The sequence below is a fragment of the Sphingomonas ginsengisoli An et al. 2013 genome, from assembly GCF_009363895.1.
Lineage (GTDB): Bacteria > Pseudomonadota > Alphaproteobacteria > Sphingomonadales > Sphingomonadaceae > Sphingomicrobium > Sphingomicrobium ginsengisoli.
In genome coordinates this window covers 1,335,954-1,353,068 of the sequence record NZ_CP045434.1, presented here as the reverse complement: position 1 = coordinate 1,353,068, position 17,115 = coordinate 1,335,954, and the positions used below count along the sequence as shown (strand labels likewise).

Genomic DNA, 17,115 nt, shown 5'->3' with positions numbered 1-17,115 from the left:
TATCACCTGGGTGATTAGCACGCTCTTTAGTTAAATGGTAAATATGCCTTGGGCGGGGGCGTGCGATCCCGAGCGAATGCAGCCCGCGGGAGCATTCCTGTCTCCCTCGATTAGACATTCAGGCTGAATGTCCGAATTCCACCACAAGCAGACGTCGAGCAGACCTGAACGGGGTTCCGCATATGGGTCTTCTCACGTTGGGCCCAAGCGGCTGACGAGGCCTATCGGTCTTACCCGGGCGACTTTGCCTGAGAGCTTTAAGGATTGGTCCTTGGTTCGCGCTGCTCGGATGCCCGCCGAAGCGGCGCGTTCGAGAATGATCGCGCAGTAATCACTCGACTGTTCGAGCAAGCAGAGCATTGGTGTTCGCGTGAGTCGCGGCGCTGAGAATGCGCTGCTGCCCCGACCAGCCTGCTGGCGGGGCTGTGAGTGGTGGGAAGAGGCATCTCGCCGCTTCGAACCGAAAGGCCACTCACATGACGAACATGCAAACAGCAGCGGACCGTAAGAGACTTAAAGCGGCAAGGGATTCAGCTGCGCCGAAAGTGGAAACAGCGCCAACCAAGTTGCCATCCAAGCAGCAGGGCCTGGCTGATCTGCTGGTCCGAGATCAAGGCGCTACGTTGGACCAGATGATCGCTGCGACTGGATGGCTGCCACACACGACGCGCGCGGCAATGACGGGTCTTCGTAAGAAGGGGTACGTCATCGACAGCGACAAGGTCGACGGCGTGCGCACCTACCGTGCGGTCGCACCATGATGAGCGACCTTGATGATGCGCTCTGCGCCTTGCCGAGGCTGGGCAGGGCTCGATTGCAAGAGAAGTGGCGCGAGACTTTCAGGGCCGCGCCACCAGCAGCGTTCACGCCAGACTTGCTGGCACGTGGCATTGCTTACCGCCTGCAAGAGAAAGCACTCGGCCGAATGGACGCCGCGCTTGCTCGCCAGTTGCTATCGAAAGCGCGGGGGAAGTTCGCTCCCAAACCTAAGCTGCGAACAGGCAACAGGTTGGTCCGTCGCTGGCGCGGTCGAACCTACGTTGTCGATGTGCTGGATGAGGGCTTCCGCTACGAAGCGGCAACGTACGGGTCGCTCAGCGAAATCGCGACGAAAATCACCGGCACGCGCTGGTCCGGACCTCGCTTTTTCGGATTGCCCAGGTGAGCAAGGTCCGCTGTGCGATCTACACCCGCAAGTCGAGTGATGAAGGGCTTGAGCAGGAGTTCAACAGCCTCGATGCACAGTACGACTCCTGCAAAGCCTACATCCTCAGTCAGAAGCATGAGGGCTGGTCTGCGACCCGGGAGCGTTATGATGACGGCGGCTTTTCGGGCGGGAGCATGGAGCGGCCGGGGCTCAAGGCTTTGCTGGCCGACATTGAGAGCGGCAAGGTCGATGTCGTGGTCATTTACAAGATCGATCGGCTGACCCGCAGCCTGGCCGATTTCGCGCGTATCATCGAGGTCATGGAAAAGCACGGCGCAAGCTTCGTCAGTGTGACGCAGTCGTTCAGTACCAAGACCAGCATGGGCAGGCTAACGCTGCACGTGCTCCTGTCGTTCGCGCAGTTTGAGCGCGAGGTCGGTGCCGAACGCGTGCGGGACAAGATTGCGGCGTCCAAGGCCAAGGGCATGTGGATGGGCGGCACGGTACCTCTGGGCTACGACGCCATCGATCGGAAGCTGGTGGTCAATGATGCTGAGGCGGCAACCGTACGGGCCATCTTTACTGCATTTGCTGAGATTGGGTCAGTGCAGGAGACCGAGCGCTGGTCATGCAAACAGGGCCTCACGACCAAGGTCCGGCAGCGCGCTGGCAAGCAGATTGGTGGAACGCCCTTTCACTACGGGGCACTGCGCTGTCTGCTAAGCAACCGGACTTACGTGGGCGAGGTCGAGCACAAGGGAAAGTCATACGCAGGGCAGCACACGGGGATCATCGAACCCGAGGTCTTTGACCGTGTGCAGACGATTCTTTCCAGCCGCAGCACACCCGCGATGCGCCTGCCCAAGTTGGTGTCCGCGAGTCTGCTCCAAGGCATCATCTTCGACCAGCATGGCCGGTCGATGGGACCGACACACACCCGCCGGAACGGTCAGCGCTTTCGCTACTACGTCACGCGCGCAAACAGCATCACGGAAGGATCTGCAGCAGCCTACCGGATTACCGCCGATCCGCTCGAGCGACACTGCATCGCCCTGCTGACTGCGCACCTCGCTTCGAAGGTCACCACGATCGAGGCGTTAGAAGCTGCCCGCCCAACGGAGAGCGCCAATCCCGCAGCGCAGCGATCATTCATCCAGCAGCACGTGCAGAAGATTATTGTGGGAGATGCCCAGCTCACCATCGAACTTGCGGACGGTATAATACTCCATCGCCAAATGGAGCGCGTGCGGCACGGCAACGATGCGACGCTGGTCATTGGTGAGCTGACTACTTCAGATAGCCCTGCGGGCAACCAGCAGCTTATCGTCCTGCTTCAGGATGCCGCCCGGGCCCAGGCTCTTGCTCTAGCCAAGCCGCAACTCACGCTCGCCGAGCTCGCCACGAAGTTCGGCCGGTCGACGGAGCGCTTCAAGCGTCTTATTCGCTTGAGCTATCTCTCTCCCAAGATAGTGACCTTGATCCTCACTGGTGATCAACGCTCCCAGCTGAGCAGCAAGACGCTGCAAAAGGTGGACGGGCTGCCGCTGTGCTGGAGCCAGCAAGAAACATTGCTGCTGTGTAGTCTCGAGGCCGCGGAGATTCCCGAGACATGCCTTCCCCGCGCCAGAGAAAAGTCGACTTTTAAGCGGTAAGCCAAGACCCACCAAAGTCTCTGCGGAACCGCCGCATAAGAGACCCGCGGGATAACGGCGGAATTCAGCCAATCAATGAGGCGCGTTCGGAGGAAGCGCTCATTTCACGCCGGAGACTCAGTCCGTGGTGACCCCTACGGGAATCGAACCCGTGTTTCAGCCGTGAGAGGGCCGCGTCCTAACCGCTAGACGAAGGGGCCACATGCGGTGGCGAGGCGCGCATATGGCGGCGTCGGCCCGCTTCGTCAATCGGCGCGCCGCCAGCGGCGAAACGCGGTCGCGGCGTCAGGCGCTGAGCCGCACTTGCTCCTGTCCGCGGCGGCGGTCGAGCCAGTCGAGGCTGGCATCGGCGATCCGCTCGGCGGCGTGGCCGTCGCCGAAGGGCAGCGCGGGCAGCGCCATTTCCGCATGAGCGTCGGCATCGCCGAGCAGCCGCTCGACCTCATCGACGATCAGCTTCGTGTCGGTGCCGACCAGCCGGCTGTTGCCGCTGCGGATGCCTTCGGGCCGCTCGGTCTTGCTGCGCAGGACCAGCAGCGGAACGCCGAGCGCCGGAGCTTCTTCCTGCACCCCGCCGCTGTCGGAGAGGATGATGGTCGACTGGCGCATCGCCATCACCATCCCGCGATGATCGAGCGGCGGCAGCAGGCTGATCCGCGGGCGGCCGGCGAGCAGGTCGCGAACCGTGTCGGCCATTGCCGGGTTGGGGTGGAGGACGACGTCGATCGCCAGCCAGGGCGAGCGTGCGAGATGCAGCAGCGCCATCGCGACGGGAATGAAGGCGAGCCCCCAATTCTCGCGCCGATGGCAGGTCACCAGCAGCCGCGGCAGCCCGCCGAGCGGCGCGCCGATCCGGCGCGGCAGAGGGCCGACCAGCCGGCGCAGGGCATCGAGGCCGGTGTTGCCGGTGACCAGCACCTCGCCCGCCACCTTCTCGCGCTTCAGATTGGCGGCATTGTCGGGGGTCGGCGCGAACATGAGGCTCGCCAGCCGGTCGATGGTGGTGCGATTCTCCTCCTCGGGCCAGGGCAGAGCCGGGTCGAACGAGCGCAGCCCCGCCTCGACATGGGCGAGGGGCACATCGGCCTCGCGCGCGGCGAGCGCGCCGCCGAGCGCCGATGAGGTGTCGCCCTGCACCAGCACGAGGTCGGTTTCGACCAGTTGCGGGGCGAGCGCCGCCGCCACTCCTTGCGCGAAAGCGATCGGATTCTCGTGTGGCGCGCAGCGCAGGGTCTCCGCGGGAAGGTGCCCGATGCCGAGCCCGGCGAGGTCGAGCCGGGGATGCTGGCCGGTCAGGAACAGGCGAGGCGGGCAGCCGCGCGCTTCGAACGCCTGGGCAAGCGGGGCGAACTTGATCGCCTCGGGACGGGTGCCGAGGACAAAGGCGATGGATGGAAAAGACACCGGGACATTCGACTCCTCCGAGCAGAGTCGATCCGGCGTCGTCGTTTCTGACCCGAAATGCTTGGCTTGGCAAGCTGGTGTCGGCGCGCGGAGCGCTTATACCGGTCGATGGGGGACGAGGGGGAGCCAGATGACGCGACGCGGGACGGGGGACAAGCGATGCTGATCGCGCAGGTCACCGACATCCATTTGGGCTTCGATCGGGGCAACCCGCACGAGCTCAACGTTCGCCGGGTCAATCTGGTGATCGACCAGTTGAATGCGCTCACGCCGCGCCCCGATTTGCTGATCGTCAGCGGCGACCTGGTCGAGCATGGCGACGACACCCACGCCTACGACCATGTCCACGCGCTGATCGGGCGGTGGGAGGGGCCGGTGCTGCTGGCGGTCGGCAACCATGACGGGCGCGAAGCCTTTGCCGCCGAATTCCCGCAGGTGCCGCGCGATCCGAACGGGTTCGTTCAATATGTTCACCAGCAGGGCGAGTTGCGGATTATCGTCCTCGATACGCTCGACGAGGGGCGCCACGGCGGGGCCTTTTGCGCGGAGCGCGCCGGCTGGCTGGCCGAGCGGCTGGTCGAGGCGCCCAATGCGCCGACCTTGCTGGTGCTCCATCATCCGCCGCTCGATACCGGCATCCCGTGGATGAGCGCTCTGCCGCACGAGGGGTGGGTCGAGCGGCTGCGCGAGGTGGTCGCGCCGCACGATCAGATCGTCGGCATGATCTGCGGCCACGTCCACCGCGCGATCACCGCGACCTTTGCCGGCAAGCATTTGGTGGTGGCGCCGTCGACCGCACCGCAGGTGGCGCTCGACCTCGATCACGTCGATCCGCAGCATCCCGACGGACGCGCGCTGATCGTCGCCGACCCGCCCGCCTTCGCGCTCCACCAATGGGACGGGGAGCGGCTGCTGACGCATTTCGAAATCGCCGGGCCACGCAATGTGCTGGCGAGCTACAACAGCAATTTGCAGCCGATGATGCGCGAATTCCTGCGCGAGCGCGGGACGGGCTGAGCCCTAGCGGAAGTTGTCCGCGTAGGCCTGGAGCTTGAGCTTCACCGGCGCGGCGGGGACGAGGTGGTAGGCGAGGCCGTGCTTCTCGCAATAAGCGATCGCGGCTTCCTTCGTGTCGAAGGCGAGGCGGACTTGGGTCCGGGTGTCGGCGTTGCCGACCCAGCCGGTCAGCGGGTCGTGTGCCTGGGCGCGGCCGTTCTCGAACTCGAGGCTCCACTTGCCGGCCTTGGCCCGGCCCGACTGGGTGGTCTTGCGGTCAGCCTCGATGATGCGCGCGATTGCCATGGCCGCGCGGTGGCTCAAAGCGGGCCCGAAATCAAGCGCGCGGCTTGGCCCGCAGCGTTGGCGCGGCGCTTGCCGGATCGTCGGGCCAGGGGTGGCGCGGGTAGCGGCCGCGCATCTCCTTGGCGACCTCACGCCAGCTCCCGGCCCAGAAGCTCGGCAGGTCGCGGCTGGTCTGGATCGGGCGGCCCGCGGGGGAAGTGATGGCGAGCGTCAGCGGGACCTGTCCGCCCGCGACCGTCGGATGCTGGCGGAGACCGAATAGCGCCTGCGCCCGCACCTCGATGGTGGGACCGCCCGCCGCGCCATAGTCGATGGCGTGGCGGCTGCCGGCGGGGGTGGCGAAGTCGGGCGGGGCGAGGCGCTCAACGCTTCGAAGCGCTTCGTAGCCGAGCAGCTGTTCGAGCGCCTGGCGGAGGGCGGCGTCGCCGATGTCGGACAGGCGGCGCTTGCCGGCGACGAGCGGCGGCAGCCACTCCTCGAGCCGGTCGCGGAGGGCGTCGTCGTCGAGCGCGGGGAGGGTGGGGTCGTGCGTGGCGGCAAAGGCGGCGCGGTGGCGCAGCGCGGTCGCACCATCGCCCCACGGCAGAAGATTGAGGCCGTGGGTGCGGACGCCTTCGACCAGCGCGGCGGCGATCGCTTGCGGATCGGGCCTGGGGTCGGGGCCGCTCGACAGGCGGATGCTGCCGAGCCGGCGCGAGCGGGTCGGGGTGACCGCGCCGGTGGCGGGATCGAAGGCGCCGTCGTGCCCGGTCACCGCGCGCTCGCCGAAGAGGCTGAGCACCGCTTCCTCGTCGAGCGCGGCGGCGGAGAGGATGCGTGCCCCCGCCGCGCTGCCGGCGACCTCGGCGACCGCCAGCCAAGGCGCGCTGGCCAGCGAGGAAGCGGGGTCGAGGCGGAAGCCGCGCCCGCCGACCGATTGCCAGCGCTCGCCGTCGGCGCTGCGGCGGCGGGCGAGGCGATCGGGGAAAGCGAGGGCGATGGCCTGGGCGAGGGCTTCGCCACCGCTCGTCCCGAGCGCAGTCGAGGGGCGTTGGTCCGACGCCCCTCGACTACGGCCTTCGGCCTCCGCTCGGGACGAGCGGGTTTGTTGTTCCCACCGCCGCGCCAGCCCACGGGCCGCTTCGGCGCGCTTGCCTTTGTCGCCGCGCCAGCGTTGCCAACGGCGTTCGAGGTCGGGGTCGGTGCCGCCGAGGCCGCGCTCGGTGAGGAGGACGGCGGCCTCGGCGGCGATCCTGCCGAAGCCGCGCGTCGCGCCTTCGATCAGCATGTGCGCGAGGCGCGGTTCGAGGGGGAGGCGGGCGATGGCGCGGCCGTGGTCGGTGACTCGGCCGTCTGCGTCGATTGCGCCGAGGCTGGTCAGCCGCCGCCGCGCCTCGGCGAGGGCGGCGGCGGGGGGCGGGTCGAGGAAAGGGAGGCGCGCGGGATCGGGCTCGCCCCACAGCAGGCTGGTCAGCGCCAGGCTGGTGAGGTCGGCTTCGAGGATCTCGGGCGGGTCGTGCGCGGGCAGCGCATTGGTGGCGGCCTCCTCCCACAGCCGGATCGCCACCCCCGGCGCCTGGCGCGCGGCGCGGCCGGCGCGCTGGGTGACCGCGGCGCGGCTGGCGCGCTCGGTGACCAGCCGGGTCAGACCGGCCTCGCGGTCGTAGCGCGGGCGACGGGCGAGCCCGCTGTCGATCACGATCCGGACGTCGTCCAAGGTGACGCTGGTCTCGGCGATGCTGGTCGCGAGCACGAGTTTGCGGGTGCCGGGGGCGGGGGCGGCGAGGGCGGCGCGCTGGTCGCGCGGGTCGACCTGGCCGTGGAGGCGGTGGAGGACGATATCGGACGGCAGGTTGCCGAGCGCATCGGCAGTGCGCTCGATCTCGGCGACGCCGGGAAGGAAGGCGAGCAGCGAGCCTGGCTCTTCGGCAAGCGCGCGGCGGCAGGCGGCGGCAACCTGCGGTTCGATCCGCGCGGCAGCGTCGCGGCCGATGTGGCGTACGGTCAGCGTGTGACTGCGGCCTTCGCTCCCGATCCGGGGCGGGTCGCCGAGCAGTCGCCCGAAGCGCTCGCCGTCGAGCGTCGCCGACATCGCCACCAGCCGGAGGTCGTCGCGTAGCGCGCCGGCGGCGTCGAGGGCGAGGGCGAGGGCGAGGTCGCTGTCGAGGCTGCGTTCGTGGACTTCGTCGAACAGCACCGCCGAGACGCCGGCGAGCTCGGGGTCGGCTTGGATGCGGGCGAGGAAGACGCCGTGGGTCATCGCGATGACGCGCGTGGTGCGGCCGACCTTGCTGTCGAGGCGGGTCTGGTAGCCGATGGTCGCGCCCGGCTCCTCCCCCAGCTGGCGGGCGATGAACTCGGCTGCGGCGCGGGCGGCTAGGCGGCGGGGGACCAGCAGGAGGATCTGGCCGGTACACCACGGCTCGGCCAGCAAGGCGGGCGCGACCTGCGTCGTCTTGCCCGCGCCCGGTGGGGCGATCAGCAACGCGCGCGTCCCCGCCCGCAGTGCGGCGATGAGGTCGGGCAGGACGGCGTCGATCGGCAGGGTCACGCCGCCGCCTTAGGCGAAGCGCCGCCGTGCGCGCAAAAAGAGGGCTCAGACGGTGGCGGAGCGTCCGGCGGCGCCGTGACGGATCATCAGCCCGCCGAGGACTAGCGCGACCAGCAGCAGAGCGGGCACATCGCCGAGCAGATGCCCGCCCTGCATTGGCGACCGCAACGCTTCGAGCGCCATCACTACGGCGTGGACCACGCTCGACCAGACGGTGAACCAGATCAGCGAGGCGTTGGCCGCGGGGTCGCGGGCGGCGCGGATGAGGAAGACGCCAAGGGTCGCGTAGACGCCGACGATCATTAGGAAATAGTCGTTGCTGGCCGGGCTGCCCGAATGCCAGGCCCAGCCGCTCGGCCAGAACATCGCCAGCGGATAGACGAGGCAGAAGATCACTCCGAACAGCAGCAGCGCCGCGCTCAGCAAACGGTTGTCGGACATCGCAAGTCTCCCCCAACGGCGCCCTCATCGGGAAGCCGAGAAGCGTAATACCATGTTTTGCGCCATTTCCGATGCGCCGTCGGCGCAATGCGGCGGTTCGCCGTTAATCGGTTCCGGGGGTGCGGCCGGCCCGGTAGGACGACTGCTCCCCCGGAAATTTCCAGCGTCTTTTCAGATGGTTGGAGTGCCAAAACCTTGCATGAAGGAGTAATCCATGCGCAATTTCAGCCGGCTTGTGCCGGTTCTCGCCGCGGCCACTGCGATCGCGGCCTGCTCGACCAATTCGACGTCGCCCGCCAAGAGCAGCGACCTGACCGCACCGCCGGCCGACGCCGCCACGACCAGCACCACCCCCACCGACACGGGAACCACGACCCCGCCGACGACGGCACCGACCGATCCGACCAGCGGCACCTCGAGCACCGGGACCACGGGCACCGGAACGACCGGCACCACCACCACTCCGCCTCCGCCGCCCCCGCCGGGTCGCTAAGCGAGGCTAATAGGCGCGCGCCACGGCGAATTCGACCGCCTGCGACAGCGCGGCGCGCGCCTTTCCATTGGGAAACCCACTGATCGCGTCGAGCGCGCGACGGGCGTAGAGACGGGCGCGCTCGAGCGTGTCGCCGATCGCGTCGGTGTCGCGCAGCAAGGTGATGGCGTGGGCGAGGTCGTCGTCGCTGGTCCGCTCGCCGCTGACCGCCGCCTTCCAGAACGCCCGATCGGTCTCGCCGCCGCGGGCGTAGGCGAGGATGATCGGCAGCGTCATCTTGCCCTCACGGAAATCGTCGCCGAGGCTCTTGCCGCTGGTCCCCTCGTCGCTGGTGTAGTCGATCGCGTCGTCGACCAGCTGGAAGGCGATGCCGAGGTTGCGGCCGAACGCCTCGAGCGCGTCCTCGGCGTCCTCGCCCGCTTCGGCGACCACCGGGGCGATCCGGCAGGCGGCGGAGAAGAGCGCGGCGGTCTTGGCCTCGATGATGTGGAGGTAAGTGTCCTCGTTGGTCGCGATCTGGCGCTGCGCGGTCAGCTGCGCGACTTCGCCTTCGGCAATGACGGCGCTGGCATGGCTGAGGATCTTCAGGACTTTCAAGGAGCCGTCCTCGACCATCAGCTCGAAGGCGCGGCTGAACAGGAAGTCGCCGACCAGCACGCTTGCCGGATTGCCCCAGATGAGGTTGGCGGTGCGCTTGCCCCGCCGCATCCCCGAGCCGTCGACCACGTCGTCGTGGAGCAGGGTGGCGGTGTGGATGAACTCCACCGCGGCGGCGAGCTTGTGGTGGCGCGAGCCCGAATAGTCGCACAGCGCCGCCGAGGCGCAGGTCAGCATCGGCCGCATGCGCTTGCCGCCGCCCGCGATGAGGTGGCCGGCAAGCTCGGGGATGAGCGGGACCTGGCTCTGCATTCGGCCGAGGATGACCTGGTTGACCGCGTTCATGTCGGGCGCGGTCAGTTGGACCAGTGGCTCGAGGCTGGGGGAGGCGCCGGGGCGGAGGTCGTGGAGCGAGGCAGTCACGTGGGCGCGGTTAAAGGGGGCGGCGCGTCAGGGCAAGGATTCGACGGACGTCATTGCGAGCGTAGCGAAGCAATCCACTGTGCCATCGGGCGGCATGGATTGCCTCGCCTGCGGCTCGCAACGACGATTGGTTACCAGACGTGCACGCGGTCGGCGGGGGCGAGGTAGAGCTTGTCGCCGGGCTTGACGTTGAAGGCAGAATACCAGGCGTCGACGTTGCGGACGATGCCGTTGACGCGATATTTGGCGGGGCTGTGCGGGTCGGTCAGCAATTGCGCCCGGAGCGCGCCGTCGCGGGTCTTGGTTTCCCAGCTGTAGCCGTAAGCGATGAAGAAACGCTGGTCGCCGGTCAGCCCGTCGATCACCGGCGGTTCGCCATGCTGGGCGACGTAGCGGCGGTAAGCGGCGTAGGCGACCTCGAGCCCGCCAAGGTCGCCGAGATTCTCGCCGAGGGTAAGCTGGCCCTTGATGTGGACGCCGGGGATCGGCTCGTAGCCGTTATATTGCTCGACCAGCCGCTGCGCCTTGGCGGTATAGAGCTTGGCGGTCGCCGGGCTCCACCAGTCCTTGAGCTCACCCGCGGCGTTGAACTTGCGGCCCTGGTCGTCGAACCCGTGGCCGATCTCGTGGCCGATGGTCGCGCCGATGCTGCCGTAGTTCGACGCCGGGTCGGCGTTGGGGTCGAAGTAGGGCGGCTGGAGGATCGCGGCGGGGAAAGTGATCTGGTTCTGGGTCGGGTCGTAATAGGCGTTGTTGGTCTGGGGCAGCATGTCCCACAGCGTCCGGTCGACCGGCTTGGGATAGCGGCTGAGCAGGAGCTGCCAGTCGAACTGGTTCGAGCGGACGACGTTGCCGAGCAGGTCGTCGCGCTTCACTTGGAGGCTGGAATAATCGATGTACTTGGCGGGGTGGCCGGTGCGCGGGTCGAAGCTCGCCAGCTTGGCGAGCGCCTGGGCGCGGGTGCCGGCGTCCATCCAGCTCGCGCCGTTGATCTTGTCCTTGAGGGCGAGGCGGATGTTGGTGATGAGCTCACCCATCTGGCGGTCGCTCTCGGCCGGATAGTGGCGCTGGACGTAGATCTGCCCGAGCCCTTCGCCGAGCGCATTGTTGACGAGGTCGACCCCGCGCTTCCAGCGGGCGCGTTGGGTCGGCACGTCGCGGAGCGTCTTTGAGTAGAAGTTGAACTTCGCCTCGTCGAACGCCCTGGGGAGGTAGCCGGCGTAATTGCTGATGAAGTGGACGGCTTCCCAGTCCTTCCACGTCTGCAGGGGCACGCTGGCGAACAACTGCCCTTCGGCGGCGATCGCGCTGGGCTCGCTGACGATGACCTGGCTCGCGTTGCCGAGGCCGAGCTTGTCGAGGGCGCGGTCCCACTGCCACTGCGGAGCGAAGGCGCGGAGCTGGGCGCGGGTCTTGGGGTTGTAGCTCTTGTCGACGTCGCGGCTCTGCTCGGGCGTCCAGTGCGCCTTGGCGATCTGCGTCTCGAGCGCGATGATCCGGTCGGCGCGGGCGGCGGCGTCGCTGATGCCGGCCAGCTCCTGCAGGCGGATTAGGTAGGCGCGATAGGCCTGGCGGTAGCCGTCATATTTGGCGCCCGTCAGCAGGTAATAATCGCGGTTGGGCATGCCGAGCCCGCTCTGCGAGGCGTAGATGCCGTAGCGGGTCGGGGTCTTGACGTCGGAGTAGATGCTTAGGCCGATGGGCGAGGGGAAGGCGGGGTTGCTGAACAGGTCGATCAGCCCGTTGCGGTCCTGCACCGCCGCGATCTGCGCGAGATAGGGACGCAAGGGGGCCGTGCCGCGCTGCTCGATCCCCGCTTCGTCCATCCAGCTGCCGTAGAGGTCGCCGACCTGGCTGCCGATGCGGCCGCCCTTTTGGGGATCGCGGGAAAGGTCCTCGACGATCGCGCGGACGTCGCTGTCGATCTTGTCGTTCAGGACCGAGTCGATGCCGGCGAAGGTGCGGTCGGGCGCGATCTGGGTGCGCGCGTCCCAGGCGCCGTTGACGAAGGCGAAGAAGTCGTCGCCCGGCTTGACCGAGCGGTTCATCGCGGTCGCGTCATAGCCCCAGCTGCCGAACGCCGGCGGCGCGGCCGACACCGCCTGAACGCCCATCGCCAGCGCGGCCGCCGCAACGCCCGCCAGAATCACCTTTTTCATGTCTCTCATCCACCCTCGAAAAGCTGCGCTTTGGTTCGCCGCCCCCAGCGATAAGTCAAATGCCATTTCGACCGGACGACGAACGGCGGCTCAGCCGCGCGGCAGGGTCAGCCGCACCATGAGCCCGCCCAAATCCTCGCTCTCCTCGAGCGCGACCGAGCCGCCGTAGATTTCGGCGACGTCGCGGACGATGGCGAGGCCGAGGCCGGTGCCGGGCTTGCCGGTGGTGTCGAGCCGGACCCCGCGGGTGAACAGCTCGCTGCGCTGGTCGGCGGGGATTCCGGGGCCGTCGTCCTCGACCAGCACGTCGACCTTGGCAGCCCCCGGCTCGACGGTGACGAAGACGCGGCCGTGGCCATATTTGGCGGCATTCTCGACGAGGTTGCCGAGCATCTCGTCCAGGTCCTGGCGTTCAACCCGGACCTCGACCGTGCGGTCGCCGGCGATGTCGACGGTGACCGCCTCGTACATCCGGTCGACCGCGCGCTGCACCGCGTCGAGACTGTCCCACACCTTGGAGCGCGCCTGGGTCGAGGCGCGACGGCCGATCGCCCGGGCGCGGGCGAGATGGTGGTCGACCTGGCGGCGCATGGTGGTCGCCTCGCGGCAGACGAGGTCGGCGAGATCGGGGTCGCGCGCGGTGGCGGCGTTGGTGATGACGGTGAGCGGGGTCTTGAGCGCGTGGGCGAGGTTGCCGGCGTGGGTCCGGGCTTCCTCCGACTGGGCTTCGCCGTGGGCGAGCAATTGGTTGATCTCCTCGGTCAGCGGCTGGACCTCGACCGGGAAGTCGTCGGTCACCCGCGCCCGCGTGCCCGAGCGGATCGCCGCCACCTCGCGGCGCACGCGGCGGAGCGGCCACAGGCCGTAGACGGTCTGCAAGGCGGCGAGGACCACCAGCCCGATGCCGAGCAGGGCGAAACTCCAGATGAGCGTGCGGCGCAAATCCTTGATCTGCGCGTCGAGGTCCTCGCGGCTCTGCGCCACCTGGAAGCGCCAGTGGACGTTCGAACCGGGCAGGATGACGTCGCGCTCGACCAGCCGCAGCGGCTCGTCGGGGAATTCCTTGCTGTCGTAATAATGCGGCTCGACGTGGAAGCGGTTGCCGTCGCTGATTGCCAGACGCCGGTCCCATAGCGAGCGCGAGGGGAAGCAGAAGGGGGTCAAATCCTTCGCCTTGCAATGGTTCTGCGGAACGTCGGTGATCTGGAAGTAGAGACCCGAATAGGTCTCGATGAAGCGCTGATCGGCGGGCAGGCGAGTGAAGCGGACGTCGCCGTCGGGACCGATCTCGGACGAGGCGATCATGCCCTTGAGGATGTAATTGAGCTGCGTGTCGAAGCTGCGGATGAGGCTGGTCGTCAGCACCCGGTCGAGCGCGAACCCGCCGGCGAACAGCAGGATCGAGATCCAGATCGTCGCGATGACGATCATGCGGCGGGTCAGCGACCCGGTGTAACGCTCCGACCGGGTCGGCTGATGTTGTCCGGCAAGATTGTCGGGCTTCTCAGCCACCAGCTTCCGGCGGCCGCGCCACAGACGCTCAAGCCCATTGCCGATGCCGACGCCGCCGACGGCCGCAACGGTTCCGGCAAGGTCGAAGCCGCTTGAATTACCGACACCGGCTCGATGAAGGAACAAAGCGAACAGAATTCCGACCAGTCCGATGACCAGCCGCAGCAGCGCCGCGTTGACCGCGCGCAGCTGCAGCGGTGCCATTGTCACGCCGCGGGCTCCTCCAGGCTGTAGCCGAGGCCGCGGATGGTGGTGATGACGTCGGGGCCGAGCTTCTTGCGGATGCGGGTGACGAACACCTCGATCGTGTTCGAATCGCGGTCGAAGTCCTGGTCGTAGATATGCTCGATGAGCTCGGTCCGGCTGACCACCTTGCCCTTGTGGTGGAGCAGGTAGGAGAGGAGCTTATACTCCTGCGCAGTGAGCTTCACCGGCTCGCCGGCCTTGGTGACCTTGCCCGAGCGGGTGTCGAGGCGGATGTCGCCGGCGATGAGCTCGCTCGAGGCATTGCCCGAGGAGCGGCGGATGAGCGCGCGCAGGCGGGCGATCAGCTCCTCGGTCTGGAATGGCTTGGCGAGATAGTCGTCGGCGCCGGCGTCGAGGCCGGCGACCTTGTCCGACCAGCTGTCGCGCGCGGTCAGCACGAGGACGGGCATCTTCTTGCCTTCCTTGCGCCAGCGGTCGAGCACGGTCAGCCCGTCGACCTCGGGGAGGCCGAGGTCGAGCACCACCGCGTCGTAATTCTCGGTCTGGCCGAGATAATGGCCGTCCTCGCCGTCGGTGGCGAGGTCGACAGCATAGCCGGCGCCCTCCAACGTCGAGCGGAGCTGCCGCCCCAGATTGGGTTCGTCCTCGACGATCAACACGCGCATGAGCTCTGGTCCTTACGTCCTTAGGCCTTTGGCGCGTCTAACCCGTGCCAAGCTGAACGGTTGCTTAGACGGAATGAATGGGGGTGGGGAACCTCCCTGTGCGAGCGCAGCTCGGATGGGGAGGTGGCAGTCGCCGCAGGCGGCTGACGGAGGGGCCTGCAACGGCGCCGCTGGCCCCTCCACCATCCGCCTTCGGCGGACGGTCCCCCTCCCCACGGCTGCGCCGCAGGGAGGCTCTAGCGCGAGCGGCCGATGATGCGGCCGGTCTGAGCGTCGACGTCGACCCAGATGACGCGGCCGCCGCGCATGAACTTGAGGCGATAAGTGTCGCCGTTGAATTCGGGGCCGAGATAGTCGGCGCCGCCCATGAACGGCATCACCCGCCGCTCAATCGACGGCAGCGGCATCGAGCGGCCTTCGCGATAGGCCTCGAACACGCGGTCTTGGTCGCGGCCGCCGCGCTCGTGACCGGGACGCGGCTGGGGCGGGTCAGCCAGCACCGGGCTGGCGACAAGGCCGGCGGCGAGCGCGGCGAGGAGGAAGCGGAACTGGCGCATGGCGAATCTCGTGAGGGCGGTCCTACCAGAAGCCATTGAATAGGTTGTGAACAGCACTGTCAGCAAAGTCCACCGACACGGGTGACGCGGGACGACGGGCTGGGTAAAGGCCGCCGCCATGGCCGCTCCTCCCATCCTGTCGTTCGAAGACCTCGGCCTCGTCCAGGGCGACGGCTGGCTGTTCCGCAAGCTCGACATCTATGTCGGGCCGCGCGACCGGCTGGCGCTGATCGGGCGCAACGGGGCGGGCAAGACGACGCTGCTCAAATGCCTCGCGGGCGCAATCGACACCGACGAGGGGCGGCGGACGATCGTGCCGGGGACGCGGGTCGTGCTGCTCGAGCAGGACCCGGTGATGACCGGCCATGCTAGCCTTGAGGAGTGGGTGCTGGCCGGGGCCGACGCGCCGCCGGCGCATGCGGCGGCGGCGATTGCCGACCAGCTCGGGATCGACCTCACCCGTTCGACCGCGACCGCCAGCGGGGGCGAACGGCGGCGCGCGGCGATCGTGCGAGCGCTGGCGCAGGAGCCCGACGTGCTGCTGCTCGACGAGCCGACCAACCATCTCGACCTCGCGGCTATCGACTGGCTCGAGGATTGGCTCGGCCGCTTCACCGGGGCGTTCGTGGTGATCAGCCACGACCGGACATTCCTCACCCGGCTGACCAAGAGCTGCCTGTGGCTCGACCGCGGGCAGATTCGCCGCGCCGAGATCGGCTTCGGCGGGTTCGATGCGTGGACCGAGAAGGTCTATGCCGAGGAGGAGCGGGCGGCCGAGAAATTGGACGCCAAGCTGGCGATCGAGCTGCACTGGCTCCAGCGCGGGGTGACCGCGCGGCGGCGGCGCAACCAGGGGCGGCTGGCGAAGCTCGGCGAGATGCGGGCCGCACGCGCGGCGATGCTCGGGCCGGCGGGGGCGGCGAAGCTCGGGCTGGCGCGGGACGACACCAAGACCAAGTCGGTGATCGAGGCCGACAAGGTGTGGAAGTGGTTCGATACTGATCCCACCACCGCTCGTCCTGAGCGGCGGCCGGAGGCCGAAGTCGAAGGGCGTACCGCGGAACGCCCTTCGACTACGCTTCGCTCCGCTCAGGACGAGCGGGAGGGGGGCGCGGAGCGGCGCGTGGTCATTCGCGACTTTTCTCTGCGGATTCAGCGGGGCGACCGGATCGGGGTGGTCGGGGCGAATGGGACGGGCAAGACCACGCTCTTGAAGCTGCTGACCGGCGAAATGGCTCCTGACGAGGGGAAGGTCACGCTGGCGCGGACGCTGTCGGGGATCGTGATCGACCAGCAGCGCAAATTGATGAGCCCCGAGAAAAGGGTCCGCGACGTGCTCGCCGAGGGCGGTGACTGGATCGACGTCCGCGGGACCAAGAAGCACATCAAGGGCTACCTCAAGGAATATCTGTTCAACCCCGAGATGACCGAGGCGCCGGTCGCGAGCCTGTCGGGCGGCGAGCGGTCGCGGCTGCTGCTGGCGCGCGAGTTCGCGCGGGCGTCGAACCTGCTGGTCCTCGACGAGCCGACCAACGACCTCGACCTCGAAACGCTCGACCTCCTGCAGGAGGTGATCGCCGACTATGACGGGACGGTGCTGATCGTCAGCCACGACCGCGACTTCCTCGACCGGACGGTGACGGTGACGCTCGGGCTCGACGGGTCGGGCAAGGTCGACATCGTCGCGGGCGGCTATGACGATTGGGCGCGGCGGCGGGGCGAGGCGGCACGGCCGCAGCCCAAGCCGAAGAGCCCGGCGCCGGCTGCAGCGGCCGCGCCCGCCGCGCCGGCGAAGAAACTGAGCTACAAGGACCAGCGCGACCTCGACCGGCTGCCCGGCGAGATCGAGGCGATCGAGGCGAAGATCGCCACTGCCGAAGCCGCGCTGGCCGACCCCGACCTCTACACCCGTGATCCGAAGCGCTTCCAGGCGCTGATGGACCAGACGGCCAAGCTGCGCGCGGACAAGGAAGCCGCCGAATTGCGCTGGCTCGAGGTCGCGGAAATGGCCGAAGCGCTCTCTTAA

At 68.0% G+C, this 17,115-nt stretch carries 15 protein-coding genes and 1 tRNA gene; 6 read left to right on the top strand and 10 right to left on the bottom strand.

The features are described 5' to 3' along the window. Positions 1–476: 476 nt before the first annotated feature. Genes GCU42_RS06520 through GCU42_RS06510 form a run of 3 tightly spaced genes read left to right on the top strand, consistent with a single transcriptional unit; the run spans position 477 to position 2,799 of the window. Complete coding sequence (locus GCU42_RS06520) at positions 477–761, top strand: DUF3489 domain-containing protein (RefSeq protein WP_240309357.1); 285 nt, start codon at positions 477–479, stop codon at positions 759–761. Further along, complete coding sequence (locus tag GCU42_RS06515; RefSeq protein WP_114226776.1) at positions 758–1,165, top strand: DUF2924 domain-containing protein; 408 nt, start codon at positions 758–760, stop codon at positions 1,163–1,165. Before GCU42_RS06520 ends, GCU42_RS06515 begins: the two co-directional genes overlap by 4 nt. Further along, positions 1,162–2,799: a recombinase family protein gene (locus tag GCU42_RS06510; RefSeq protein ID WP_114226775.1), complete on the top strand. Its 1,638-nt coding sequence runs from the start codon at positions 1,162–1,164 to the stop codon at positions 2,797–2,799. Before GCU42_RS06515 ends, GCU42_RS06510 begins: the two co-directional genes overlap by 4 nt. Before the next feature lie 125 nt (positions 2,800–2,924). On the opposite strand, the gene GCU42_RS06505 is transcribed toward GCU42_RS06510, so the two are convergent. Further along, positions 2,925–2,999 (bottom strand) — tRNA-Glu (locus GCU42_RS06505). A gap of 85 nt (positions 3,000–3,084) precedes the next feature. Next, the gene (wecB, locus tag GCU42_RS06500) at positions 3,085–4,203 is read right to left on the bottom strand and encodes a non-hydrolyzing UDP-N-acetylglucosamine 2-epimerase (RefSeq protein WP_114226774.1); all 1,119 of its coding nucleotides are present in this window, start codon (positions 4,201–4,203) and stop codon (positions 3,085–3,087) included. Between the two features lie 159 nt (positions 4,204–4,362). On the opposite strand from wecB, the gene GCU42_RS06495 reads away from it, so the two are divergent. Continuing rightward, positions 4,363–5,220, top strand: coding sequence for a phosphodiesterase (locus GCU42_RS06495; RefSeq protein ID WP_114226773.1), 858 nt, complete (start codon positions 4,363–4,365; stop codon positions 5,218–5,220). Positions 5,221–5,223: 3 nt separating this feature from the next. On the opposite strand, the gene GCU42_RS06490 is transcribed toward GCU42_RS06495, so the two are convergent. From GCU42_RS06490 to GCU42_RS06480, 3 genes are read right to left on the bottom strand one after another with little or no spacing between them, the layout of a single operon-like run. Further along, the gene (locus tag GCU42_RS06490) at positions 5,224–5,505 is read right to left on the bottom strand and encodes an ETC complex I subunit (protein ID WP_114226772.1); all 282 of its coding nucleotides are present in this window, start codon (positions 5,503–5,505) and stop codon (positions 5,224–5,226) included. A gap of 31 nt (positions 5,506–5,536) precedes the next feature. Next, positions 5,537–8,035: an ATP-dependent helicase HrpB gene (gene hrpB, locus GCU42_RS06485; protein WP_114226771.1), complete on the bottom strand. Its 2,499-nt coding sequence runs from the start codon at positions 8,033–8,035 to the stop codon at positions 5,537–5,539. Positions 8,036–8,080: 45 nt separating this feature from the next. After that, on the bottom strand, positions 8,081–8,476 hold the full coding sequence (locus tag GCU42_RS06480) for a DUF6632 domain-containing protein (RefSeq protein ID WP_114226770.1): 396 nt from the start codon (positions 8,474–8,476) through the stop codon (positions 8,081–8,083). 214 nt (positions 8,477–8,690) lie between these two features. Between GCU42_RS06480 and GCU42_RS06475 the strand changes: the two genes are divergently transcribed. Further along, on the top strand, positions 8,691–8,969 hold the full coding sequence (locus GCU42_RS06475; RefSeq protein WP_152569476.1) for a hypothetical protein: 279 nt from the start codon (positions 8,691–8,693) through the stop codon (positions 8,967–8,969). 6 nt (positions 8,970–8,975) lie between these two features. Here GCU42_RS06475 and GCU42_RS06470 read toward each other — a convergent pair whose 3' ends face one another. The 5 genes from GCU42_RS06470 to GCU42_RS06450 all read right to left on the bottom strand — a co-directional run bounded on the left by GCU42_RS06470 (position 8,976) and on the right by GCU42_RS06450 (position 15,089). Continuing rightward, positions 8,976–9,989 carry a polyprenyl synthetase family protein gene (locus GCU42_RS06470; protein WP_114226768.1) on the bottom strand — a complete coding sequence of 338 codons (1,014 nt, stop codon included), beginning with the start codon at positions 9,987–9,989 and terminating at the stop codon, positions 8,976–8,978. Positions 9,990–10,120: 131 nt separating this feature from the next. Next, a complete protein-coding gene (locus tag GCU42_RS06465; protein WP_114226767.1) occupies positions 10,121–12,148 on the bottom strand; it encodes a M13 family metallopeptidase in 2,028 nt (675 codons plus the stop codon). Between the two features lie 90 nt (positions 12,149–12,238). Then, positions 12,239–13,579: a sensor histidine kinase gene (locus GCU42_RS06460; RefSeq protein WP_114227754.1), complete on the bottom strand. Its 1,341-nt coding sequence runs from the start codon at positions 13,577–13,579 to the stop codon at positions 12,239–12,241. A 287-nt stretch (positions 13,580–13,866) separates the two neighbouring features. Continuing rightward, positions 13,867–14,532 carry a response regulator transcription factor gene (locus GCU42_RS06455; protein WP_114226766.1) on the bottom strand — a complete coding sequence of 222 codons (666 nt, stop codon included), beginning with the start codon at positions 14,530–14,532 and terminating at the stop codon, positions 13,867–13,869. A 236-nt stretch (positions 14,533–14,768) separates the two neighbouring features. Further along, positions 14,769–15,089, bottom strand: a complete 321-nt coding sequence (locus GCU42_RS06450) for a hypothetical protein (RefSeq protein ID WP_114226765.1) — start codon at positions 15,087–15,089, stop codon at positions 14,769–14,771. Positions 15,090–15,207: 118 nt separating this feature from the next. On the opposite strand from GCU42_RS06450, the gene GCU42_RS06445 reads away from it, so the two are divergent. Then, positions 15,208–17,115, top strand: coding sequence for an ABC-F family ATP-binding cassette domain-containing protein (locus GCU42_RS06445; RefSeq protein ID WP_114226764.1), 1,908 nt, complete (start codon positions 15,208–15,210; stop codon positions 17,113–17,115).